Origin of the sequence: Rothia sp. 27098_8_161 (genome assembly GCF_041432905.1) — a bacterium.
In the GTDB taxonomy this organism is placed as follows: domain Bacteria; phylum Actinomycetota; class Actinomycetes; order Actinomycetales; family Micrococcaceae; genus Rothia.
The window spans coordinates 1-22217 of record NZ_JAPWAL010000005.1; the positions used below are offsets into that span (position 1 = coordinate 1).

17 protein-coding genes and 2 tRNA genes are annotated in these 22217 nt (G+C 58.4%); 4 read left to right on the forward strand and 15 right to left on the reverse strand.

Translation table 11 applies throughout. The features are described from left to right. Positions 1-179: 179 nt before the first annotated feature. Entirely contained in the window at positions 180-1745 is a 1566-nt protein-coding gene (locus O3648_RS02950) for an LssY C-terminal domain-containing protein (protein ID WP_279754143.1), read from the forward strand. 133 nt (positions 1746-1878) lie between these two features. Here O3648_RS02950 and O3648_RS02955 read toward each other — a convergent pair whose 3' ends face one another. From O3648_RS02955 to O3648_RS02995, 9 genes are all read right to left on the reverse strand, one after another. After that, the gene (locus O3648_RS02955; protein WP_279740141.1) at positions 1879-2520 is read right to left on the reverse strand and encodes a DsbA family protein; all 642 of its coding nucleotides are present in this window, start codon (positions 2518-2520) and stop codon (positions 1879-1881) included. Between the two features lie 189 nt (positions 2521-2709). Beyond that, a complete protein-coding gene (gene clpX, locus O3648_RS02960; protein WP_279740143.1) occupies positions 2710-4077 on the reverse strand; it encodes an ATP-dependent Clp protease ATP-binding subunit ClpX in 1368 nt (455 codons plus the stop codon). Positions 4078-4577: 500 nt separating this feature from the next. Beyond that, the gene (locus O3648_RS02965; protein ID WP_012903382.1) at positions 4578-5267 is read right to left on the reverse strand and encodes an ATP-dependent Clp protease proteolytic subunit; all 690 of its coding nucleotides are present in this window, start codon (positions 5265-5267) and stop codon (positions 4578-4580) included. A gap of 5 nt (positions 5268-5272) precedes the next feature. After that, positions 5273-5926, reverse strand: coding sequence for an ATP-dependent Clp protease proteolytic subunit (locus O3648_RS02970; protein WP_005505718.1), 654 nt, complete (start codon positions 5924-5926; stop codon positions 5273-5275). Between the two features lie 303 nt (positions 5927-6229). Further along, positions 6230-7531, reverse strand: coding sequence for a trigger factor (gene tig, locus O3648_RS02975; protein WP_279740149.1), 1302 nt, complete (start codon positions 7529-7531; stop codon positions 6230-6232). A 109-nt stretch (positions 7532-7640) separates the two neighbouring features. Beyond that, a tRNA-Pro gene (locus tag O3648_RS02980) sits at positions 7641-7715 on the reverse strand. 291 nt (positions 7716-8006) lie between these two features. Next, positions 8007-8080 (reverse strand) — tRNA-Gly (locus O3648_RS02985). 73 nt (positions 8081-8153) lie between these two features. Beyond that, positions 8154-9038, reverse strand: a complete 885-nt coding sequence (locus tag O3648_RS02990) for an Fpg/Nei family DNA glycosylase (RefSeq protein WP_371568337.1) — start codon at positions 9036-9038, stop codon at positions 8154-8156. Between the two features lie 103 nt (positions 9039-9141). Continuing rightward, on the reverse strand, positions 9142-9633 hold the full coding sequence (locus O3648_RS02995; protein ID WP_279790196.1) for a ribose-5-phosphate isomerase: 492 nt from the start codon (positions 9631-9633) through the stop codon (positions 9142-9144). A 377-nt stretch (positions 9634-10010) separates the two neighbouring features. Here O3648_RS02995 and pepN point away from each other — a divergent pair, with 377 nt between their 5' ends. Together pepN and O3648_RS03005 are read left to right on the forward strand one after the other, a co-directional pair. Further along, on the forward strand, positions 10011-12560 hold the full coding sequence (gene pepN / locus O3648_RS03000) for an aminopeptidase N (RefSeq protein ID WP_371568339.1): 2550 nt from the start codon (positions 10011-10013) through the stop codon (positions 12558-12560). 203 nt (positions 12561-12763) lie between these two features. Continuing rightward, positions 12764-13924 carry a GDSL-type esterase/lipase family protein gene (locus tag O3648_RS03005; protein ID WP_371568342.1) on the forward strand — a complete coding sequence of 387 codons (1161 nt, stop codon included), beginning with the start codon at positions 12764-12766 and terminating at the stop codon, positions 13922-13924. Between the two features lie 547 nt (positions 13925-14471). Here O3648_RS03005 and O3648_RS03010 read toward each other — a convergent pair. Beyond that, positions 14472-15335 (reverse strand): transcriptional regulator, encoded by an 864-nt coding sequence (locus tag O3648_RS03010; RefSeq protein WP_279754144.1) that lies wholly within the window; start codon positions 15333-15335, stop codon positions 14472-14474. Positions 15336-15541: 206 nt separating this feature from the next. Between O3648_RS03010 and O3648_RS03015 the strand changes: the two genes are divergently transcribed. After that, positions 15542-16450 (forward strand): acyl-CoA thioesterase II, encoded by a 909-nt coding sequence (locus O3648_RS03015; protein ID WP_279754145.1) that lies wholly within the window; start codon positions 15542-15544, stop codon positions 16448-16450. A 150-nt stretch (positions 16451-16600) separates the two neighbouring features. Here the strand turns inward: O3648_RS03015 and O3648_RS03020 are convergent, their stop codons facing one another. The 5 genes from O3648_RS03020 to rimM form a co-directional block, all read right to left on the reverse strand. Beyond that, complete coding sequence (locus O3648_RS03020; RefSeq protein ID WP_279754146.1) at positions 16601-17176, reverse strand: HdeD family acid-resistance protein; 576 nt, start codon at positions 17174-17176, stop codon at positions 16601-16603. 222 nt (positions 17177-17398) lie between these two features. After that, positions 17399-19078 (reverse strand): energy-dependent translational throttle protein EttA, encoded by a 1680-nt coding sequence (ettA, locus tag O3648_RS03025; RefSeq protein WP_279788945.1) that lies wholly within the window; start codon positions 19076-19078, stop codon positions 17399-17401. Between the two features lie 809 nt (positions 19079-19887). Further along, positions 19888-20175, reverse strand: coding sequence for an antibiotic biosynthesis monooxygenase (locus tag O3648_RS03030; protein WP_371568346.1), 288 nt, complete (start codon positions 20173-20175; stop codon positions 19888-19890). Positions 20176-20382: 207 nt separating this feature from the next. Next, entirely contained in the window at positions 20383-21339 is a 957-nt protein-coding gene (trmD, locus tag O3648_RS03035; protein WP_371568349.1) for a tRNA (guanosine(37)-N1)-methyltransferase TrmD, read from the reverse strand. 3 nt (positions 21340-21342) lie between these two features. Further along, on the reverse strand, positions 21343-22005 hold the full coding sequence (rimM, locus tag O3648_RS03040) for a ribosome maturation factor RimM (RefSeq protein WP_371568352.1): 663 nt from the start codon (positions 22003-22005) through the stop codon (positions 21343-21345). Positions 22006-22217 lie beyond the last annotated feature (212 nt).

Below are 22217 nucleotides of genomic sequence, written 5' to 3' on the forward strand. Positions count from 1 at the left end.
CCATATTCTCTTTCGTGCGGCAACACTAGCACTTTCGCGTTGGTACCGCGTTTTTCTGGGGCGGGGCAATCAAGCCAAGCAATTAAGCCCTGCCCGGAATGCATACTTCACACAACCCGTCCCTTGCTATAGTTATGGATATTCAAAGACCCTAACTATGTTTTGCAGAAAGGGCGGGAATGCCCCACCAAAAACGCGTCCTGCGGCCTATACGTAGTGACGTTGCTCCCCCAGTTACCTCTCCACCGGTCTACCGTGGCGATATTGACACACGCGGCTCAGCTCAAGACCTCGTCCCGCGCAGCTTGTGGGTCAATTTCTGGGATATTCTGTTCTTCATCTTCGCAGGCATCGCGGCTCTCGTACTGACCTTCATGATTCTGGCGAATACGGTCGGCCACTCTTTTTGGGGTTTCCCCATCGCCTTCATTTTCTGGGCGGTCACCGCATACCTGACGCTACCGCGTTTTCACGCCATCATGACCCGCATCTACGTACCCGACTACTTTATTGGCCGTACCCGCACCCCGGACGGCCTGCTTGGTGACCCGGTCAATATCGGTCTGATTGGTACCGAGGAGCAGATTCACCAGGTCATGCAGGACGCCGGCTGGACTCGCGCTGACGACGTTACCCTCGTCTCTTCCTGGAAGATTATTCTTTCCACCATCACCCGCCGCTCCTACGCGGAGGCACCCGTCTCCCCGCTGAAAATTTTTGGCAAGACACAGGCTTTCGCCTATCAGAAGGAAGTGGACGGCAACCCCGAGAAACGCCACCATGTGCGCTTCTGGAAAACCCCGGACGGCTGGTTGCTGCCGGGCGGTCACCAGGTGGATTGGTTGGCAGCGGGCACGTACGACTCCGGCGTGGGTTTCAGCTTCTTCACCCTGCAGGTCACGCACCGCATTGACGCTGAAACCGACTTTGAACGCGACTACATTGTGGAGTCCATTCAGTACGCTCACCCGGAAACTCACGTTGAGATTCTGCACGATTTTTCCTCCGGGTACCACGCCCGTAACGGTGGCGGTGACGCAATCCGCACGGACGGCGCGCTCCCGGTCATCGTGCTGAACAACGAGGGCCTGGAGCCGCAGGAGCAGGAAGAAATTCACCTCTCCAGCGCACACGACCTGGCGTACCGCATGCCGCTGAGTCTGCTGGTCGGCTCGGGTATGCTCATCGCCGTGACGCTCGCAGACATTATCAATAGCATCATTCTGGCGCTCAGCCGCCCGGCAATGCGCGCCAAGTTGCTGGAGGAAGGCTCCGGCAACGATGTTGAGTTGTTAAGCCTTTTCGATCAGATGGATAGCGACGTACTGCTGACCATTACCAGTACGGTGCTGGTTGGTTTCGTAGCGATTTATTCGGCGGTGCACCTGTTCCTACTGTGGAGCACCTTGCGAGGCTCGTCGAAGGCTCGCCGACTGGCTCTACTATTAACGGCTCTGAACTTCACGGCGATTACCGGCGGCGTGCTGTTGGGGCGCCAGTCCCTAATGCTGTCCACGATTTTCTTCCAGTTGGGCGTTGCCGTGTTCGCGATGCTAGCTTTCACCTCGGACGCGGCAGTCCAGTACACGGCAACCCGCACCTTCCATATGCGTGATACGAAGATCGTGCAGCGCGCAACGCACCCGAAGGTGCTCGAGCACAGGGCTCAGCACAAGGCACAGAAAACGCAGAAGGCGCAGAAGGCTCGCAGGGGTACCTCTGCAAGCCGCACTCACCGCGCGTAGAGTGCACGCTTCAGGGATTGTACGCTTCAGGGCAACATAGTGAATAGAAAAGTACCGCCCGGTCAGTAACCGGGCGGTACTTTTATGCTCTGCAGCCGCAGACTCTAACGAGCCTCAGCGCAGTGCAGGATTCTTAGGCTTCGCCGATTTCGCCGTGGAAAATCGGGCCCACGTTACGGGGGCGCTTGAGCTCAAAGAAGCCGGGGTAGGAAGCCAGCGCCAGGGCGCCGTCGAAGAGCTTACCTGCCTCTTCACCGGCAGGGCTCGGGGAGATGACCGGGCCGAAGAAAGCGGTGCCGTTGATAGAGATCAGCGGAACACCAACATCGGTGCCGCCCACGGTCTCCAGCGCCAGGTTCAAGGAAGCGCGCATCTGCTCATCGTACTGATCGGTGAAGGCGACATCTGCCAGCTCTACGGGCAGGTTGACCTCCTCCAGTGCCTTGACGATTGCGTCGCGGTAGGAATCAGCCTTGTTGCTATTGTGGTGAATCTGCTCACCCAGAGCGTCGTAGAGGGGCTTGATGACCTTGTTGCCGTGCAGCTCCCGCACAGCGGTGATAAGGCGGGTCGGCGCCCAGGACTGGTCCATCATTGTCTGGTAGTCAGCGGGCAGCTCGCGACCCTGGTTGTGCATGGACAGGGAGAAGGGGCGCCAGGTCACCTCAACGTTGCGGACCTTCTGCACCTCACCAATCCAACGGGAGGTAATCCAGCACCAGGGGCAAATCGGGTCAAACCAAAAATCAACCTGTGCGGGTGCGTTCTCAGCCATGAGTGTTCCTCTCTCATATGATTGCGCCAGCCGCTTCTATGAGCCGGCGCTTATTCTTCGGTACATGCTCTTCAACATATGCTCTTCAGGACATGTCAATGAGAGCGGTACCTGCTAGTGAGCCGTCACCCCATACAACCAGGGCGACGGCTTCTTTATTCCCTAGCCTTATCGGCTGGAAGTATTCGGTTATGCTGCCTGACGGTCCGCATCTTTCAGGGAGGCGGTCTTCGCTCCCCCCTTCACGGTGCGGGTGGCCTCGGCTTCAGGGTCGGGCGCCTGTAGCACGTAGCGGGGTTCCGTGCCGTTGAGCACGGTGTCCTCACCAATGACGATAGATACCACATCGGTACGGTCCGGGATGTCAAACATAATCGGCTGCAGAATCTGCTCCATCATGGAGCGCAGGCCGCGGGCACCAGTACCGCGCTCGGCAGCGAGGCGCGCAATAGCCTCGACTGCTGCGTCATCAATGATGAGTTCTACTCCGTCCAGGGCGAAGAGGTGACGGTACTGCTTGAGCAGTGCGTTCTTCGGTTCGGTCAGCACGCGAGCCAGCTCTTCTTCATTGAGCTCGCTCAGGGTCGAGATAACCGGCAGACGGCCAATCAGCTCGGGGATGATGCCGTAGTGCGCCAGGTCCTCGGGCATGATCTGGTCCAGCGGGTTCTTCACGGAACCGCCCAGTTCAGCACCGAAACCGATACCGCCGGCACCCACGCGGGCTGCGATGCGGTCGTCAATATTGTCGAAGGCACCAGCCACGATGAAGAGAATGTTTGAGGTATCAATCTCAATGTTTGCGTGCGCGGGGTGCTTGCGTCCGCCCTCCGGCGGTACGGTCGCCACGGTGCCCTCAATAATCTTCAGCAGCGCCTGCTGCACGCCTTCACCGGACACGTCACGGGTGATGGAGAGGTTCTCGCCACCCTTGCGGGCAATCTTGTCGATCTCGTCAATATAAATAATGCCGCGCTGAGCCTTGGCAATATCACCGTCAGCAGCGTTAATGAGGCGCAGCAGAATGTTCTCCACGTCGTCACCCACGTAGCCCGCCTCGGTGAGAGTGGTTGCGTCGACCAGGGCGAAGGGCACATCCAGCTTCTTCGCCAGGGTTGCCGCCAGGTAGGTTTTACCGCAACCGGTCGGGCCGAGCATCAGAATATTCGACTTGCCCAGCTCCACCTGCTCCCCCGCGGTCGCTGAAAGAATGCGGGAAGTCAGTACTGGGTTATCAATATCGTGGATGCGCTTGTAGTGGTTGTACACCGCCACCGCCAGGGTGCGTTTCGCCGCGTCCTGACCGATGACGTAGTCGTTGAGGTAGCTGTAAATTTCGCGCGGAGTAGCCAGCTGAGCCGCGGGGGCAGCTGCGGGGGCTTTGACTTTCAGACGCTCTTCAGCGAGAATCTCTTCGCACAGCTCCACGCATTCGTCGCAGATGGAAACGTTCGGGCCGAGCACAATCTTGAAAACCTGCGCGCGAGTCTTCTTGCAGAATGAGCATCGCATGCTGGCGTTGGGCTGTTCGGGAGGCACAATGATGTCTGTAGCCACGAAAATTCCCTTTCAATCGGCGTGGTGAAATCGGTACAGAAGGGTCGGTGACCTGATATCTGCGGTGATTTCTCAGGAGGTGCACCGGCGGGTAGTGGGTGCCTTAAGTTTGAGTGAGAAAACGATATGAAATACTCGAATTTTCTCCTTCTCTAAGGCTACCGGAGTTCACCCCGGAACCAAGAATTACGCACCGCAAATGCACGGACTTACCGGGCATATGACAAAGCGCGTCTTTTATGACGGCGGCGGGGGCTGATACTCCGGCATGTGACGCGACAACCCGGCAGAGGCTAAAGCCTGGCAGATCGCAAAACCTTACAAGAAAGCGCAGGCCAACGCCACCTGTCAGCTGGTCTCGCCGCACCCCACCCGGCGGGCACAAATCAGCGGACACAAAAAGGGCGGCACCACACCGCGCACCAGCCCGAAGGCTCGCACACGGCACGATGCCGCCCCTCCCCTAAAAAATGCTCGGGGATATTCCTCAAAACTAAAGTTTAGGTGTGGGAAATAGCAGTGTTGGTCGCAGGCTTACGTAGCTTACGAGACTCCAGCACCTTATCGACCAGGCCGTACTCCAGGGCAGCAGCCGCAGTCAGAATGTTGTCACGCTCAATGGATCGGTCAACTTCCTCGTAGGTCTTGCCCGAGTGCAGTGCCAGGGTCTGTGCAGTCCACTCACGCATACGCATAACTTCGTTTGCGTGAATCTCAATGTCAGATGCCTGACCGCCCTGCTGGCCGCTCAGCGCGGGCTGGTGAATCAGCACGCGAGCGTTCGGCAGTGCCAGACGCTTGCCGGGGGTACCGGCAGCCAGCAGAACCGCCGCAGCGGATGCCGCCTGGCCCAGGCATACGGTCTGGATTTCGGGGCGGATGAACTGCATGGTGTCGTAGATGGCGGTCATTGCGGTGAAGGAGCCGCCGGGCGAGTTGATGTACAGGGTGATGTCACGCTCGGGGTCCTGTGCCTCCAGCACCAGCAGCTGAGCCATGATGTCGTCAGCGGATGCGTCATCCACCTGGGTGCCCAGGAAAATGATGCGGTCCTCGAACAGCTTTGCGTACGGGTCCTGACGCTTGTAACCGTAGGGGGTGCGCTCCTCGAAGCTGGGGAGCACATAGCGGTTGCTCGGCATAGCCGGCGCCGAGGTGGTGATATCGTTCGGCAGGTAGTTCATGTGCATCTCCCTTATGCGTTCTTCGATTCGGGCAGCTTACCGGCGGTGGTGGCAATGTGGTCGAAGAAGCCGTATTCCAGGCCTTCTTCCGCGTTGAACCAGTTGTCGCGGTCGTTATCCTTCAGGATGGTTTCCAGGCTCTTGCCGGTGCGCTCAGCGGTGATCTCTGCCAGGCGCTTCTTCATGTCCAGAATCAGCTCAGCCTGGGTGCGGATATCCGATGCGGTACCGCCAATGCCACCGAGGGGCTGGTGCATGAGGATGCGGGCGTTCGGGGTTGCGTAGCGCTTGCCGATGGTGCCTGCAGTGAGCAGGAACTGACCCATGGATGCTGCCATACCGGTCACCACGGTCACCACGTCGTTCGGGATGAGCTGCATGGTGTCGTAGATAGCCATGCCGGCGGTTACAGAACCGCCGGGAGAGTTGATGTACAGGTAGATGTCTGCCTCGGGGTCTTCAGCCGAGAGCAGCAGCATCTGGGAGCAGATGAGGTTAGCGTTGGAGTCGCGCACCTCGGAGCCGAGCCAGATAATACGCTCCTTCAGGAGGCTGTTGTAGACGTAATCTTCCTGGGCACCAACGATGGGGGTTGCCATAGACGGCGCGGGCGCCACGCCGGCTGCCTGGGAGGCGCCGATGGGCAGAGGCATGTAGCTGGACATTCTTCCTCTTCTTCTCTAATGGGTCTTCGCTGCGTCTTTGCGCGATTTACGCGCCGGAGCGCACGCGAAAAGTTTCGTTGCTACTACCTTACCGATAGTTGCTCTCCCCCGCTTCTCTGCACGTTGTTCGTTCGCCAGGGGGTGAAGCATAGGCAAAAACTTGGGGTGGAATAGATTGGGGGGTGAAAAGAGCCTCAGCGGGCACCCAACCGGTAACTCGGTGGATGCCCGCTGAGGCTACACGTTTCAACCAATCAGCTCACGCCCTCTAGCGGGGTGGCTTCTTGCAGACCATGGCGGGATTTAGGCAGCTGCCTCTTCGCCCTCACCCAGGTACTTGGACAGGTCAACAACGTTGCCCTTGGTGTCCTTGACCACTGCGGTCTTCAGCACAGTTGCCAGAGCCTTGGAGCGGCGAACCTCGCCGACCAGTGCGCCAGCCTGGCCGGAGCCATCCAGCATCTGTGCGAACTGGTTGGGGTCCATGCCGTACTGGGAGCTCATGGTGATGATGTAGTTGATCATCTCAGCCTGGTCAACGGTCACTTCTTCCTTGTCCGCAACAGCGTCGAGAACCATCTCGTTCTTGAATGCGGTCTCGGTGTTCTCGCGAACCTCGGCGCGGTGCTCCTCGGTATCGTGAGCTGCTTCAGCGTTGGGGCTGTTGAAGTGCTGCTCGAGCTGGTCTTCGATAACCTTCTCGGGGACGGGGATCTCAACGAGCTCAACGAGCTTTGCGAGGACCTTGTCGCGTGCCTGGGTGCCCTGCTCGGCAACCTTAGCTTCTGCAACCTGCTTCTTGATGTCTTCCTTCAGCTCGTCGATGGTGTCGAACTCGGAAGCCAGCTGTGCGAACTCGTCGTCAGCTGCGGGCAGCTCGCGCTCCTTAACTGCCGAGAGCTTGACCTTGATGACTGCCTGCTCGCCTGCGTGCTCGCCACCGGAGAGCTTGGTCTCGAAGGTTGCGTCCTCGCCAGCAGACAGGCCGGTCAGAGCCTCGTCGATGCCGTCAAGCATGGTACCGGAACCGATCTGGTAGGACAGGTCGTTTGCTGCGTCTACCTGCTCGCCGTCGATTTCTGCGGTGATGTCGATGGTCACGAAGTCCTTGTCAGCTGCGGGGCGCTCAACGGTCTTCAGCGTGCCGAAGCGCTCACGCAGAGCGTCCAGTGCCTGAACCTCGTCCTCAGCGGTGACCTCTACCTCGTCAACCTCAATCTCGAGGCCCTCGTAGTTGGGCAGCTCGATTTCGGGGCGGACGGTGACGGTAATGGTCAGCTTGACGTCTGCCTCACGGTTCTCGGTGGAGGGCTGGGACTGAACGTCCAGCTCGGGCTGTGCCAGGGGGGAGAGTTCGTTCTCGCCCAGTGCCTGTGCGTAGTAGTCGTTCAGAGCGTCGTTCAGGGATGCCTCGACGATGTAGTCGAAGCCCGCACGCTGCTCGATGAGCTGCTTGGGCAGCTTACCCTTGCGGAAGCCGGGAACGCTGATCTGGCCTGCGAGGTTCTTGTAGGTGCGGTCCAGGTAGGGCTTGAATTCTGCGAAGGGAACCTCGACCTCAATCTTTGCGAGGGTCGGGTTGAGCTTCTCGACGGCGGTCTTCACGTCCGTGATCTCCTCATATCGTTTCGGTGCGGCACGAATCGTGTGTGCCGCGGTTGCTTACTGGAAAGAGCGCCGCGACACGATACGATGTCGCGGCGCTCGTTTCACGTCGGGGCGACAGGATTCGAACCTGCGATCTCCTGCTCCCAAAGCAGGCGCGTTAGCCAAGCTACGCCACGCCCCGTGAAACTGACCATGCTAAACATATACATGCATAACACAATCAGTGCTCTAGTTTACCTGTTTTCCTGCTAAATGCCCAACACAGCGGCTCGTGCACAAATTATTTCCACTCAGCGCGTACTCTTCTGTCTTCCTTGGTTTTGTAGGGTGTTTTGTGTGGATGCGCGGTGAGGGGATGACGAGCTGGAGCATGCGGATTCCGAGCGCGCGAGGAAACAAATCCGCATGCGGAAGGGATTCCCGTCATCCCGCAACGAAAAAGGCCCCGGCGCTTACGCCGGAGCCTTTGAAGTGGAGGGGATGACGGGAATCGAACCCGCGTAATCAGTTTGGAAGACTGAGGCTTTACCATTAAGCTACATCCCCGGAATGGAACTTGACTATAGTAGCGAGGTTCCATCTGGGCTGTCAAATATATGAGCAAATGTATGAGTAGTTTTTAGACCTGGCAGCCGGGGCACCAGTAGAGTTTGCGGCCGGCGATTTCTTCCATACGGATGGTGGTTCCGCAGCGACGGCAAGGTTCGCCGTGGTGCATGTACACGTAGTTGGCGTGCTCGGGCCAGGCTTCGGTTTCGGGTATGCCGGGGCGGTCTTTTGGTTCGGTGGTGATGATGCGGCCCACGCGCACGCCGATGACCAGCAGATGCTTATTGTCTTCCCAGAGTCGCTTCAGCTCCTCGTCGCTAAGGCTCTTGCCGGGGCGTAGCGGGTCAATTTCCTGGCGGTAGAGCGATTCGGCGCGGAAGATATTGCCCACGCCGGAGATTGCTGCCTGATCCATCAGAATCACACCGATCGGGCGGGAGCTCTTACGTGCGGCGCGGTAGAAATGTTCGGGGTCGGCGTCCGGGTTGAGCGGGTCGGGGCCAAGCTTAGAGCGGACGGTGCGAACCTCATCCGGCGTAAGGGTGCGGCAGATAGTCGGGCCCACCAGATCCGCCCAGCCGTGTTCGGAAACAATACGGCAACGCACCGTGCTCTTCGGCTCGGGAGGACCGGCGTAGGGCTCTCCCTCCCCCGCGGCGTATTCTTTTTCGCCAATCTTGCGGGGCGCACCGATGCTCGAAGCACCCGTGAACGTTTCGTCTCCGCCGAAGCTCCAGTTACCGTAAATACCCAGATGCACATTCAGGGTCAGGTCGTTGTCGAAAGTCACGAACAGGTGCTTACCGTGCGCGTATGCACCGGTGATGGTGTGCCCGTCCAGCAGGGCGGCACCCTCAGCGTAGCGGCCCTGCGGGGAGGAAACCTGCACGTGCTCGCCGGTGAAGACGTCGCTAATCTGGCGGGCGATACGGTGGATGGAGTGGCCTTCGGGCACGGGTTCTCCTCGAAAACTTGCTGGTTAGAAATAGTGTGGATTATATGGGGTGCAGAAATAACTGAGGCGTATAGCCTGCACTATACGCCTCAGATTTTAGAGCTTAGGCAGCGTCAATCTGCTTGCCGGCAATGTCGCCGGTCTGCTCGTACTCAGCCAGCTGACCGATACGGCGTGCGTGACGCTCTTCGTTGGTCCAGGGGGTAGCCAGGAAGACCTTGATGATTTCCAGTGCTTCTTCCTTGGTGTGCTGGCGGCCGCCCACAGCAACGACCTGTGCGTTGTTGTGCTCGCGAGCCAGTGCCGCGGTGTCATGGTTCCATGCCAGAGCCGCACGGATACCCTCAACTTTGTTCGCTGCCATCTGTTCGCCGTTGCCGCTACCGCCGAGCACGATACCCAGGGAGTCCAGGCCGCTCTCGCGGTCGCGCTTCACGCCAAGGGCTGCGTTAATACAGAACGAGGGGTAGTCATCCAGCGGGTCGTAGTCGGCGGGGCCATGGTCAATCATTTCGTAGCCCGCAGCGGTGAGGGCCTCGATCAGATAGTGGCTCAGTTCGAGGCCAGCGTGGTCGGTTGCGATGTGTACGCGCATGGGTACTCTCCTGGTGATTTTGTCTTGGTGTGACGTGCGAATGTGTGTTCGTGGGAGACGCCGGTTCTCAGTTCTGAGCACCGTTGCTAGAGTGCGCCGCGCATCCATCAGGTGGGATGCGCTTCCCCGTTTAGGTTTTTTCTGTCTTAACTGTATCGAATTCGCGTTGGTTCGGGTAATGGGATGCCTTCTAGACCCCCGCCTATGCGGTAGACTGTGGGATATGGCACTTTGAGTGTCCCGATTCACCGCGCCTGAGTTTCAAAACCTCCAGCACTACGTATGCAGCGTCGCAGGAGCCGCACCTCGGGAACCAGGACACCATGACAGAGCGTGCCAGCACGGCACGCTATTCACATCTAAGGAGAGGGAGCTGTATGCCCGGCCTGAACCTAACCCGCAATGAGGCAATCGAACGCGCATCCATTATTAAGCGTGTGCACTCGTACCGTATTGAACTCGACCTGCCGAAGGACAAAGACGTCTTCTCCTCGAAGGTTGAAATCCGCTTCGACGCTCAGGAAGGTGCCTCCACCTTCATTGACGCCATCACTTCCTCGGTCAAGTCCATTAACCTCAACGGCGAAGAGCTGAACACCGAGCTGGCTGACGGCGAGCGCATCCAGCTGCCGACCCTTGCTGCTGAGAACACCCTGGTCATTGACGCAGAGATGTTCTACACCAACACCGGTGAGGGTCTGCACCGTTTCGTGGATCCCGCCGACGGCGAAGTGTACCTGTACTCCCAGTTTGAGGTGCCGGACTCCCGCCGCGTGTTCCCCGTCTTTGAGCAGCCCGACCTGAAGGCTGAGTTCGAGTTTATTGTGCGGGTTCCCTCGCACTGGGTGGTTGTGTCTAACCAGCCCGAGGTGAAGGTTGAGGAGAAGGAGTGCGGTTGCGGCCGTGCGAAGACTTGGTTCTTCAAGCCGACCCCGCGCATGTCTTCGTACATTACCGCGATTGTGGCTGGCCCCTACGAGAAGGTCACCAGCGAGCTGACTAACTCTGAGGGTCGCGTGATTCCGCTGGGCGTGTACGCTCGTAAGTCTCTCATGCCGTTTGTGGATGCTGAGGATATGTTTGAGCTGACCCGTCAGGGCTTCGAGTTCTACGAGGAGCAGTTCAAGACCCCGTACCCGTTCGAGAAGTACGATCAGCTGTTCGTGCCCGAGTTCAACGCCGGTGCGATGGAGAACGCTGGCTGCGTGACCTACCTGGAGACTTACGTCTTCCGCTCCAAGGTTGCGGAGGCTCTGCGTGAGCGCCGCGCTATCACCGTTCTGCACGAGCTGGCTCACATGTGGTTCGGCGACCTGGTCACCATGAAGTGGTGGAACGACCTGTGGCTGAACGAGTCTTTCGCTGAGTTCATGTCGACCCTGGCTGCTGCGGAGAACACCCGCTACGCGAAGGAGGCGTGGGCTACCTTCGCCGCGTCGGAGAAGACCTGGGCGTACCGTCAGGATCAGCTGTCTTCGACTCACCCGATTGTGGCTGAGATTCGTGACCTTGCCGATGTTCAGGTGAACTTCGACGGCATTACGTACGCGAAGGGCGCTTCGGTGCTGCGTCAGATGGTGGCGTGGGTTGGTCAGGAGAACTTCATGGCTGCTCTGAAGGTGTACTTCGATAAGCACAGCTGGGGCAACACCGTTCTGGATGACCTGCTGGTTGAGCTGGAGCGCACCTCCGGCCGTGACGTGCGTGCGTGGAGCGCTAAGTGGCTTGAGACCGCTGGCGTGAACACTCTCGCCGTTGAGGTTGAGAATGACGAGGCGGGCAACATTTCGAACCTGGGTATCCGTCAGTCCTACGCTGAGGGCTTTGAGACTCTGCGCCCGCACCGTGCCGTGATTGGTTTCTACAACCTGGTGGACGGCAAGCTGACCCGCACCGACCGCATCGAGCTGGACATTGACGGAGAGATGACCGTGGTTGAGGAGGCTATCGGCAAGAAGCGCCCCGACCTGCTGCTGCTGAATGATGAGGACCTGGCGTACGCAAAGATTCGCCTGGACGAGCGTTCCATCGAGACCGCGATCAAGCACCTAGGTGACATTGATTCTTCCGTGGCTCGCGGCGTAGTCTGGGGTTCGCTCTGGGATACCGTGCGTGACGCTCAGATGCCAGCACGCAAGTACGTTGACTTGGTGCTGAACAACATCGGTCAGGAGACCAACTCCACCGCTCTACGCACCCAGATTAACAACCTGTCTGCTACCCTGCACTCCTTCGTGGCTCCCGAGGCTCGTGAGGAGACTCGCCGCCGTGCTGCTGACCGTCTGTGGGAGCTGGCTAACGCCGCAGAGCCCGATTCGGATGCTCAGTTGCAGCTGGTGCAGGCGTTTATCAACCAGACCCGCACCGAGGTGCAGTACGACAACGTGCAGCGCCTCTTCGAGGGCGAGCTGGCCCTTGAGGGCCTGGACATTGATGCTGACCTGCGTTGGAACCTGGTGTGCCGTCTGGCAACCGGTGGCCGCTTCACCGCGGAGCAGGTCGCTGAAGAGCTGGAGAACGACAACACCGCTAACGGCCAGCAGTATGCTGCTCAGGCGTACGCTTCCATGCCCTCTGCTGAGGCAAAGGCAGAGTACTGGAATAAGATTATGGTTACCGGCGAGCTGTCGAACATGATTCAGCGTTACGCTATTTCTGGTTTCCAGTCCGGCAAGCCCGAGCTGATCAAGCAGTACCACGAGCCGTATTTCGAGCAGATTGAGGGTATCTGGCGTTCGCGTTCGCATGAGATTTCCATGCAGATTATTAGCGGCATGTACCCGAGCGAGCCGACTGCTGAGCTGTTGGAGCGCACTGAGTCGTACTTGGCTTCTTTACCTGATGATGCTGCGGCTCTGTACCGTCAGATTGCGGAGGCACGCGATGGCGTGGCTCGTGCCCTGAAGGTTCAGGCTGCTGACATCTAACAATTCTTGTGAGCGGAGGTGGGTTGACCGTCTGCTCTTATAGGTTTTGTTCGTCCCCTTCTGCCCCGTTCTGGGGTGGGAGGGGACGTTTTGCATCAAGGGTTTAAAATCTTGTCACTGCGGTGCATATTTTTTGTTATTTTCATTTGATTATCCTTCAAAGGCTCTCTACTTGGGGTTGCGGCTATCGTATACTGTTGTGCATGCCTTCTATCCAGTCTCCTATCGCGAAAGTTTCTCTGACCGGCGCAATCCTTGCTGTGGTTGCCACCGGTTCTGTTGGCGTGTACTACTCCGTAGGAGGCTTCAACTCACCTGGTAGCACCACCGCAACCGCTGCGGCGAGTGCTGAGCCTACCCAGTCAGCGCAGGAAAGCCCGAGTGAGTCCCCCTCCCCCGAGCCGACTCCGGAACCGACCACCCCAGCGCAGAAGATGGAACGCACCGCACAGAACGCCTTCGGCAAGGAGGGGGCGCAGGCAACCAGCGAGGCTCAGGTGCCGTTCTCTACCTCCGCTGATACCGCCGACATGCAGGTTCAGCAGTTCAAGGGTGGCGTGGTCATGTACACCCCCAAGTACGGTCCGGTTGCGGTGGAATCCGGTGTCTACGAGCATTGGTGGAAGCAGCGCGGGTACAGCGACTTTGCCTCTTGGGAAGGTCTGCCGGTGAGCTGGCGATCCGAGAACGGCGTTCTGTACACTAAGTTTGAGAAGGCTGAACTCTACTGGGATAAGGGGAATGGTCTGCCGCGTAACGCGAACATCCTGGGCGCTCAGGATGCCCTGGTGATTGGTGACTCGCAGGTGACCTCAACCTCATGGGTTGGTTTGGGTCTCAAGCAGGCAGGTTTCATTCCTTATCTGTTCCGTTGCGGCGGCGTGGGTTTTGTGATCGCCCGCGACGGTGCATGCCCCTCCTACTATCAGGGTGTGATGGGTGGCCGTTGGGCTCTACCGAGCGGTAACCCCGGCGTGATTTATCTGGATGCCTCCGGTAACGACATTTATATTCACGAGGATGAGACGAAGGCTCGTGAGCACGTGAACGCGCACCAGACTCAGGTCATTGAGCAGTTGCGACGCATGTACCCGTCTTCGAAGATTGTGCTCGGTGGCGTGGTGTCTATGGATGAGGCGTCTGCACCGGATAAGCAGCTGGCCCATAAGCGTCACGTGGCGAACGAGGTCGCACAGCAGGGTGCCCGCGAGACTGGTGTACTATTCATGGACACCGCGGGCTGGCAGACCATTTATCTGGCTGAGGGTGACATGGCTGATAGCGTGCACCTGAAGGATGAGGCACAGTACAAGCTGGCGGCACCCTTTGCAACTCGCCTGCGTGAATTGCTCGGCACCGCCTAATCAGCTGCGTGCATCAGCTTCAATCAACGCATATAGCATCAAAAATGAGGCGCCGGAAGGATTCAAGCCTTCCGGCGCCTCATTTGTTTGACCTGTTCCCGTTTATACCGCCATGGCGCGAATACGGTCAGCAACTTCAACGTTAACAGTTGTGTGGCGAATCGCCTTGAAGAATCGGCAGTAGCTGGCGAAGAAACCGGTCAGGTATTTGTCCATCTAATCTCGGTTACTGGCAAGAGTGCCATCGATATTGACTGCCATCAGATCCATAAAGGTCTCACGTTCGATCTGTACTGGAAGGATACGCCTGGTTAGGGTGCTGCGGAAGAGTTCCCGTGCGGTGTAGCTGGTAATCGGCGTGTCAAAGATGCCCCGGTGAAAGGGCGTGTTTTTTCTAGAAAACCCTATTTTTGTAAAGTAATGCCTCATCGAGCATCATATTAAGCTTGTCATCTTTATTTTAATGCGTCTAGAAAAACCGCTGGTGGTGCAGGCGAAAATCCCACGCCACCAGCGTAAAGAGTCAACAAGTGTCTCAAGGAGCGGTTTAGAGCAGCGAACCGGAACCGCGGCGCACCAGCACCATACCGGCGGGCGCCACAATGCGTAGCCACTCTTCCGAACCTACATGCGCCGCGAACAGCGGCAGATCACCCGTGAAGCCTTCCGGGATGAAACCGAACACGCGCAGGGCAAATGCTGCACCGGTCGGTACAAGCACGATATCAAATTCTGGTAGGTACTCCAGCACCATATCGGAGGACCAAATACGAGAGCGCACCGTGGAAAGCACCGCGGCGCCGGGGTTCTCGGGCAGGGCGCGTTCTACCGCCTCCAGGCCTTCTGCGGTGGCCCGGTGGAACTCTTCAACCGGGACGGTGCCGACCTCGTACCAGCCGCTGAGCGGGGCTGACTTACCTGCCCAGCTAGCGTTGACGGTCACCGGCGGCATGAACAGCACCAGCTGCGGGTTCCCTTCGTTGCGCTGTTCTTCTGCCTGCTTCTGCAGATGTGCCAGACGGTCCAGCAGCGCCTGCGCCTGAACAGTCATGTCCAGGGTGGAGTCAGCCAGCAGATGCAGGGCACGCAGACCCATGATGACCGGGGTATCCGAGGATGCGTCCTCCGGCTCCAGGGAGCAGGCGAATACCGCCACCACGCGGCCGCGCGCGGTCAGTCGGATAACGGCGTCCGGGTTCACCGCCAGGGCGCGAGAAATGTAGGTGGCAAGGTCCTTAACCACTGCGGCCCCCTGGGCTCCGCCGGGCAGAATCAGGTAGGGTTCCTCCACGCCTTCGTGGGGGTTGTATTTGAGTTCAATAGGTGCTGCAGCGTTCGGCACGCTGTTCTGGTTGGGAGCGTTCTCCTGCACGGGGGTATTGTCAGGGGTGGTTTCAGACGTCGTAGTCATCTCTGCTCCTTCTCGGCGTTGGCCTGCTCGGTGGCAAGTTGGTGGGTGATATTGTGCGATGGTGTGTTAGGTAGGCGTTCCGGATCGACAATCCGGGTCAATGTTCACAGTCAATACTCCAAATCAACCCGTCGTGGTTATCTCAGAGTATGCTCTCCCACTCTACGCCAGAAACCGGTTCCTTGAAAACGTGCGAGAATAAAATCATGACCAAGCCCACTGTGACCCAAAACCTTATGCGAATGCTGGACCTCTCCCCCGTGGAGGTGGCGCCCGCCTCCTTCGGTAGTGATGAAGTGTCTACCGGCGTGACACTCACCCGCGAGCAGCCGCGTACTTTCGGTGGTCAGGTTCTTGCCCAGTCGATTATTGCCGCCGACCGCACGGTGGAGGGCAAGGGCATCCACTCGATTCACGCTTATTTTCTGCGCCCCGGCGATATTGAGCGTGAACTGTTCTTCGCCACTCAGCGCCTAAACGATAGCCGTTCCTTCTCGACCCGTCGTGTGCAGGTGTTCCAGGATGAGGTGCCCATGTTCTCGGCGATTATGTCTTTTCAGTCCGATAGCCGCGGCCCGGAGCACACCGCGGTAACTATGCCGGAGGTTCCGGACCCCGAATCGCTGCCGATGGTCAGCGACTACCTGGGCCAGCTCCCCCACCCCATTGCACAGGCGGTCGCGTGGGAACGCCCCATTGATATGCGACACGTGGACGCACCCCTGTACACTCAGGCGGATGCTTCCTCGACACAGCCGCGTGCCTGTGTGTGGTTCAAGACCTTTGACCGCCTGGTGCATGCTGATGGTTCTGAGGCCTCGGAGGCGGAGCACCGCGCCGCTATCGCCTACGCTTCGGATTATCTGCCGCTGGAGCCGGCTCTGCGCCGTCACGGCAAGTTCTGGCTGGAGCCGGGCCTCAAGAGCGCCTCGCTAGATCACGCAATGTGGTTCCACCGTTCGGCACGTGCCGATAAGTGGCTACTGTACGTGCTGGATTCCCCGAGCGCGCAGGGCGGTAGAATGCTCGCGCAGGGGTCGATTTTTAATCGTTCCGGCGAGCTGGTGGCAACCGTGGCGCAGGAAATGATGTTCCGCCTGCCCGAATACCGCTAAAGTCGAGCACCGCTAAAGCCGAATACCTTTAGAGTTTCGGCACCGTAACAGCGTAAAACGTCAGAGCATACAGAAAGACCGTGTGAGGTGGTTGTCTCACACGGTCTTTCTTATGTTCTAGTGTACGGTCTAGAAGCCGTTTGGAAACTCTTATTTGGTTTCGACGTCAATCACACCGTCCGGAGAAATATGCACGGTGCGCTTGGTGCGGCGGGAAACAAAGAAGTCACCCACAAACACCAGACCAGCCAGCAGGAGCACCAGGGCAATCAGCCACACTGCCACCGCGCCGAAGAACATCGGGAACAGCAGCACGAGCAAACCCAGGATCAGGGTACCGATAGCAGAGAACTGCAGGTGGCGTCCGGCGGCGAAGCTCAGGTACTTCAGGCCCTGAGCAGCCATCAAACGAATCAGCGCCCACGCAATCAGCCATACGCCCACAATGGTCGGGATGTAGGTCGCCTGTGCGCCCGCCGAGGCTGTCAGCAGAATCAGGCCAACCACCATGGTCAGGATGCCGTTGATTAGGTCCCAGCCGGTACGTACCTGCTTCAGCGCACCGAAGTAGCGGACCACTTCAAACACACCACCGAGTAGCACCGCAATGGAGAACACAAAACCCAGAACAGCCAGCGGGGTGGCGGGGTTGGCGAACATGTAGATTGCCGTTGCAAACAGCAACAGACCGGTAATGAGGGACATCCAGTTATATTTTGAAAGCATGAGCTCCAGTCCTTCGTATCAAATGTGTTAGTTATACACACCCATTAAACCATGAATGTGAACTCCGCCATGACGCACCGGTCACCACTGGGCGAACTATTTCTACCGGCGAACACACACTCCTTCCCTCACCAGCGCATACGGCATCTAGCGTGCACAGCAAAGCCCCGCCTCCTGCGTCATAACAGCATCAGGAGGCGGGGCTCGCTACCGAACCGAACCCTATCGGGTCAGCTTGCGGTGCACCACGCGGTGCGGCTTAGCAGCCTCAGGGCCGAGGCGCTCAATCTTGTTCTTCTCGTAGGACTCGAAGTTACCTTCGAACCAGTACCACTGATCCGGGGTCTCATCGGTGCCTTCCCACGCCAGGATGTGGGTTGCCACGCGGTCCAGGAACCAACGGTCGTGGGAGACGACCACTGCACAGCCGGGGAATTCCAGCAGCGCATTTTCCAGGGATGCGAGGGTCTCAACATCCAGGTCGTTAGTGGGCTCATCGAGCAGCAGCAGGTTACCGCCCTGCTTGAGGGTCAGCGCCAGGTTCAGACGGTTACGCTCACCACCGGAGAGCACACCCGCCTTCTTCTGCTGGTCCGGGCCCTTGAAGCCGAACGCGGAAACGTACGCACGCGAAGGCATTTCTACATTGCCGACCTGGATGTAGTCCAGACCGTCAGAGACGACCTCCCAGAGACTCTTCTCCGGGTCGATGTTCGCACGGTTCTGGTCAACATAGGAGATCTTCACGGTCTCGCCGACCTTCAGGTTGCCGCCGTCGAGAGGCTCCAGACCAACGATGGTCTTGAACAGGGTGGACTTACCCACACCATTGGGACCAATCACACCCACGATGCCGTTACGGGGTAGGGAGAAGGACAGACCGTTAATCAGGGAGCGGCCGTCGAAGCCCTTCTGCAGGTTCTCAGCCTCAATAACCACGTTACCCAGGCGGGGTCCCGGAGGAATCTGAATCTCTTCGAAGTCAAGCTTGCGGGTCTTCTCAGCCTCCGCAGCCATCTCCTCGTAGCGTGCCAGACGAGCCTTTGACTTAGCCTGGCGGCCCTTAGCGTTGGAACGGACCCAGTCCAGTTCCTCGCTCAGGCGCTTAGCGAGCTTAGCGTCCTTCTTGCCCTGAACTTCGAGGCGGGAGCGCTTCTTCTCCAGGTAGGTGGAGTAGTTACCCTCGTAGGGGTACAGGTTACCGCGGTCAACCTCAGCAATCCACTCGGCCACGTGGTCGAGGAAGTAACGGTCGTGGGTAATCGCGATGACCGCACCCTCGTAGGACTGCAGGTGCTGCTCCAGCCAGAGCACGGACTCTGCGTCCAGGTGGTTAGTGGGCTCGTCGAGCAGCAGCAGGTCAGGCTTCTGCAGTAGCAGCTTGCACAGCGCCACGCGGCGGCGCTCACCACCGGAGAGGTGGGTGACGGGCATGTCAGCGGGTGGGCAGCGCAGCGCTTCCATTGCCTGCTCCAGCTGGGAGTCGAGGTCCCAAGCGTTAGCAGCGTCGATAGCTTCCTGCAGCTGACCCATTTCTTCCATGAGGGCGTCGAAGTCAGCGTCGGGCTCAGCCATGAGGGCGGAGATTTCGTTGAAGCGGTCCAGCTTGGACTTGATTTCGCCCACGCCTTCTTCAACGTTGCCCAAAACGGTCTTCTCTTCGTTCAGCGGCGGCTCCTGCATGAGGATGCCCACGCTGTAGCCTGCGGTCAGGCGCGCCTCACCGTTGGAGGGCTGGTCGAGGCCAGCCATGATTTTCAGGATGGTCGACTTACCCGCGCCGTTCGGACCAACCATACCAATCTTGGCGCCGGGGAAGAACGACATCGTCACGTCGTTAAGGATGACCTTGTCACCCACAGTCTTGCGGGCCTTGATCATCTGATAAATAAATTCAGCCATAGTTACCTATTTTAGCGTGAATTCGATTGAGGGTACGAGAGTTTTGGATTACATGCTATGCGGAGTACCACGCAGGCACTATACTCGAAGCTATCACAAGAAGACTTAAAGCAGGAAGCACTGAGCCTAGTGTGTGAAAAGCGGTCCTTAACGGCGGAGCGGGTGAGCACCGGTCCGGACCACCGGCTTACTCACCCGCTTTGCAAAGCACATTCCTATCCGCATTGGGTGGGTCATCAACCACGATGAACGCTCGAACCACCAAGCTCCCATCCCATATATTGCGGGGTTTTGTACCATGCACCACTTGTGTGAATACGTGATAGTTGAGTTGGCTCCCTTGCCAGAGCTTCCTATGGAGAGGAAGCGCTCACATGGGTGCGCTGAATATTTCCCTTGAGTGACTCAACCACATCATACGACATAGCTGAGAGGGGATCGCTGTCTTCGCCCGAACTACCGGCACGGACGAATGTGTGCTCTCGGGAACCATAATAACCTTTTTGCATCAAGGTGTCACTTTCAGGTTGAGGTATTCCACCGGTTCCCGTTGAGCACATTTCAGGTGCTTTATAGTGCCGACCCCATATATCCAGCCAGGACAAAACACCCGCGGACTATAACCCCTGAAAAATCAAGGAGGGGCCACCCTAAACCTTCCCTATATCACTCCACCTGGGCTAATACCCACCTAAAGCAATATGCAGAAAAGTTAGTGCAGCCCCTCACTGTTTGAGATAAAAATGAGATAGAACCCTGCTCAGGGCGATAACCGGTGGAGTTTATCCGTAGTTCTCCCGAGTGACCGGTTACTCGCCGAACTCCACCTTCTCGAAGCTCATGGTGCCATCAGTGTGAGAGACAACAGTATTGGGGGCACGCTCACGACGAGCCGCCGCGTACGCATCATGGCTTGCCTCATCAACCCAGCGGGTCACCACAAAGTAGTCGCCACCCTCATCCAGGGGGCGCCAGAGCTCAAACCCCTCAAAGCCGGGGAAAGAGTCAGCAATGTGGCGGGCAGCAGCAAAGCGCTTCTCCAGCTCAGCGCGGTTGTCGCCAACGACAGTCAAACGGTGAACCTTAACAACGGACATATGTCCTCCTTCTGTTGAGTACGTACTTTCAACAATGAAAGCGGGTTACAACCTCGCGCCAGCTATAGGTAGACTATGCTCTTAGCGAGGTTAACCTCAGCATAACGGTTCATGGACACAAAAAATAGGGGTTAGCACCAACTAACAGTTATATGACGCTAACCCCCGTTCAGAGAATCACAAGGCACTCACGAGCACCCGTTCAGCTTAGGATTCCGGCTGGGTCTGCACGGTATCAGGCTGTGCTGTCTGAGCCACGATATCAGTCTGAGCCACACCATCAGCCTGAGGTGCGGGGTTCTTCTTCGCCTTCTTCTGAGCAGCCTTCGCCGGGTTCGCAAAATGCACCCCACGCTCAGCCAAGAAGCGGCGGTCCTTCTTATCCCACTGCTCCACCGGGTACGCCTCCAACAGGTCGGGGCGGCGCTCCAGGGTGCGCTCAATCTGACGGTCACGACGCCAACGCGCAATCGCACCGTGATTACCCGATAGCAGCACCTCCGGCACCTCACGGTTACGCCACACGGCGGGCTTCGTATACACCGGATACTCCAGCAGACCACCCGTATGCGACTCCTCCTCCAGGGAGGCGGGGTTACCCATCGCACCCGGAATCAGGCGGGTGATAGCCTCAATCATTGCCATGACTGCAACCTCACCACCGTAGAGCACATAGTCGCCCAGGGAAACGGGCATCACGCGGAAGCTCTCCTGCGCCCAGTCCAGCACGCGCTCGTCAATGCCCTCGTAGCGCGCCGGGGCGAAGACGATATGCTTCTCCTCCGCCAGCTTGTACGCCATTGCCTGATCAAAAACGGCACCCGCCGGGGACGGGACAATCAGTAGCGGGCGGGTATCAGCAGGAGTATCGGCGGCAGGCCCAGCGCCCTCAGACTTGGCGCCCTCAGACGCATCTTCGGTAACGTTCAGCGGGGAGGCGGCAAGCACCTCATCCAGCGCCAAACCCCACGGCTCCGCCTTCATCACCATGCCCGCGCCACCGCCATACGGGGTGTCATCCACCGTGCGGTGACGGTCAAAGGTGTGCTCACGCAAATCGTGCAGGTGCAGGTCCACCAGGCCCTTCTCGCGCGCCTTACCCAGCAGGGACAGCTTCAGCGGCTCCAGGTACTCGGGGAAAATCGTGACCACATCGTAGCGCACGGACTACTCCCCCGCCTGCTCGGTCGAATGCTCAGTCACCTGGGCAGAATCCTCAACCAGATCAATCAAACCCGCCGGAGGAGTCAGCAGTACAAAGCCGGGCTCATTCTCGGTCGAGGGAACCACCTCGGGCACAATCTCCTCAACAAAAGGGATCATGATCTCTTCACCCGCACCGGAGGCAAGACGGGGCGAACGAGCCAGCTTAATCAGCAGCAAATCCTGCACCGGCATGGTCTGCAGGCCGGTCACCTTACCCAACGGCTTACCCACAGCCGGGTTATCCACGGGGCTCTCACCCTCGGGAACGTCTGCCAGTAGGTACACTGGCAGGTCCACGAGCTCCTGCTCGTAGAAGCCCTCTTCATCGCCCTCGTCCTCGGGAACCTCGTAGACCAGGCGGCTGCCGCGTAGCTCCTCAGCCTGGTTGCGGGTAGTCACCTCATCAAAACGGACCACCAGAATCTTCTTGTTCCAGCGGGCACCGGCAACCGTCAGCGCACCGGTGGGCGCCACCGAAGCGACAGCAGAGCCGGGCTTGAAATTCTCGATACCGAGCACCTCACCGCGGGCAAAACGTTCCTGCGGGGCATCAGTAAAGAGCTGAACCGTCACCTCACCACGAATACCGTGAGGCTTACCGATACGAGCCACCACAACCTGCATAATTTTCCTCCGCTGGGTACAAGCCAAAAACCTACGCCGTGCTCGTACACGGCTCCCCCTATTCTACCGGGCACTTAGGGCGGGCGCATTCTTCTGCCTCTCCCTCGCCTCCACGGTGACCGGGGCGAGCGCTCGTACAGATAACTCACAGCAATAACTCGCGCAGAGAAAACGGGTACGCAAAAGCCCCCGCCTTCCGGAATAATTCCGGG

What these genes read in the sequence shown, in the direction of transcription:
- O3648_RS02995 (WP_279790196.1), bottom strand. Translation starts at nt 9,633, where the DNA reads ATGCGCGTACACATCGCAACCGACCACGCTGGCCTCGAACTGAGCCAC.
- rimM (WP_371568352.1), bottom strand. Translation starts at nt 22,005, where the DNA reads ATGCAGGTTGTGGTGGCTCGTATCGGTAAGCCTCACGGTATTCGTGGT.
- O3648_RS03030 (WP_371568346.1), bottom strand. Translation starts at nt 20,175, where the DNA reads ATGTCCGTTGTTAAGGTTCACCGTTTGACTGTCGTTGGCGACAACCGC.
- pepN (WP_371568339.1), top strand. Translation starts at nt 10,011, where the DNA reads ATGCCCGGCCTGAACCTAACCCGCAATGAGGCAATCGAACGCGCATCC.
- O3648_RS03005 (WP_371568342.1), top strand. Translation starts at nt 12,764, where the DNA reads ATGCCTTCTATCCAGTCTCCTATCGCGAAAGTTTCTCTGACCGGCGCA.
- ettA (WP_279788945.1), bottom strand. Translation starts at nt 19,078, where the DNA reads ATGGCTGAATTTATTTATCAGATGATCAAGGCCCGCAAGACTGTGGGT.
- O3648_RS02970 (WP_005505718.1), bottom strand. Translation starts at nt 5,926, where the DNA reads ATGTCCAGCTACATGCCTCTGCCCATCGGCGCCTCCCAGGCAGCCGGC.
- O3648_RS02950 (WP_279754143.1), top strand. Translation starts at nt 180, where the DNA reads ATGCCCCACCAAAAACGCGTCCTGCGGCCTATACGTAGTGACGTTGCT.
- O3648_RS02955 (WP_279740141.1), bottom strand. Translation starts at nt 2,520, where the DNA reads ATGGCTGAGAACGCACCCGCACAGGTTGATTTTTGGTTTGACCCGATT.
- O3648_RS02965 (WP_012903382.1), bottom strand. Translation starts at nt 5,267, where the DNA reads ATGCACATGAACTACCTGCCGAACGATATCACCACCTCGGCGCCGGCT.
- O3648_RS03020 (WP_279754146.1), bottom strand. Translation starts at nt 17,176, where the DNA reads ATGCTTTCAAAATATAACTGGATGTCCCTCATTACCGGTCTGTTGCTG.
- O3648_RS03010 (WP_279754144.1), bottom strand. Translation starts at nt 15,335, where the DNA reads ATGACTACGACGTCTGAAACCACCCCTGACAATACCCCCGTGCAGGAG.
- O3648_RS03015 (WP_279754145.1), top strand. Translation starts at nt 15,542, where the DNA reads ATGACCAAGCCCACTGTGACCCAAAACCTTATGCGAATGCTGGACCTC.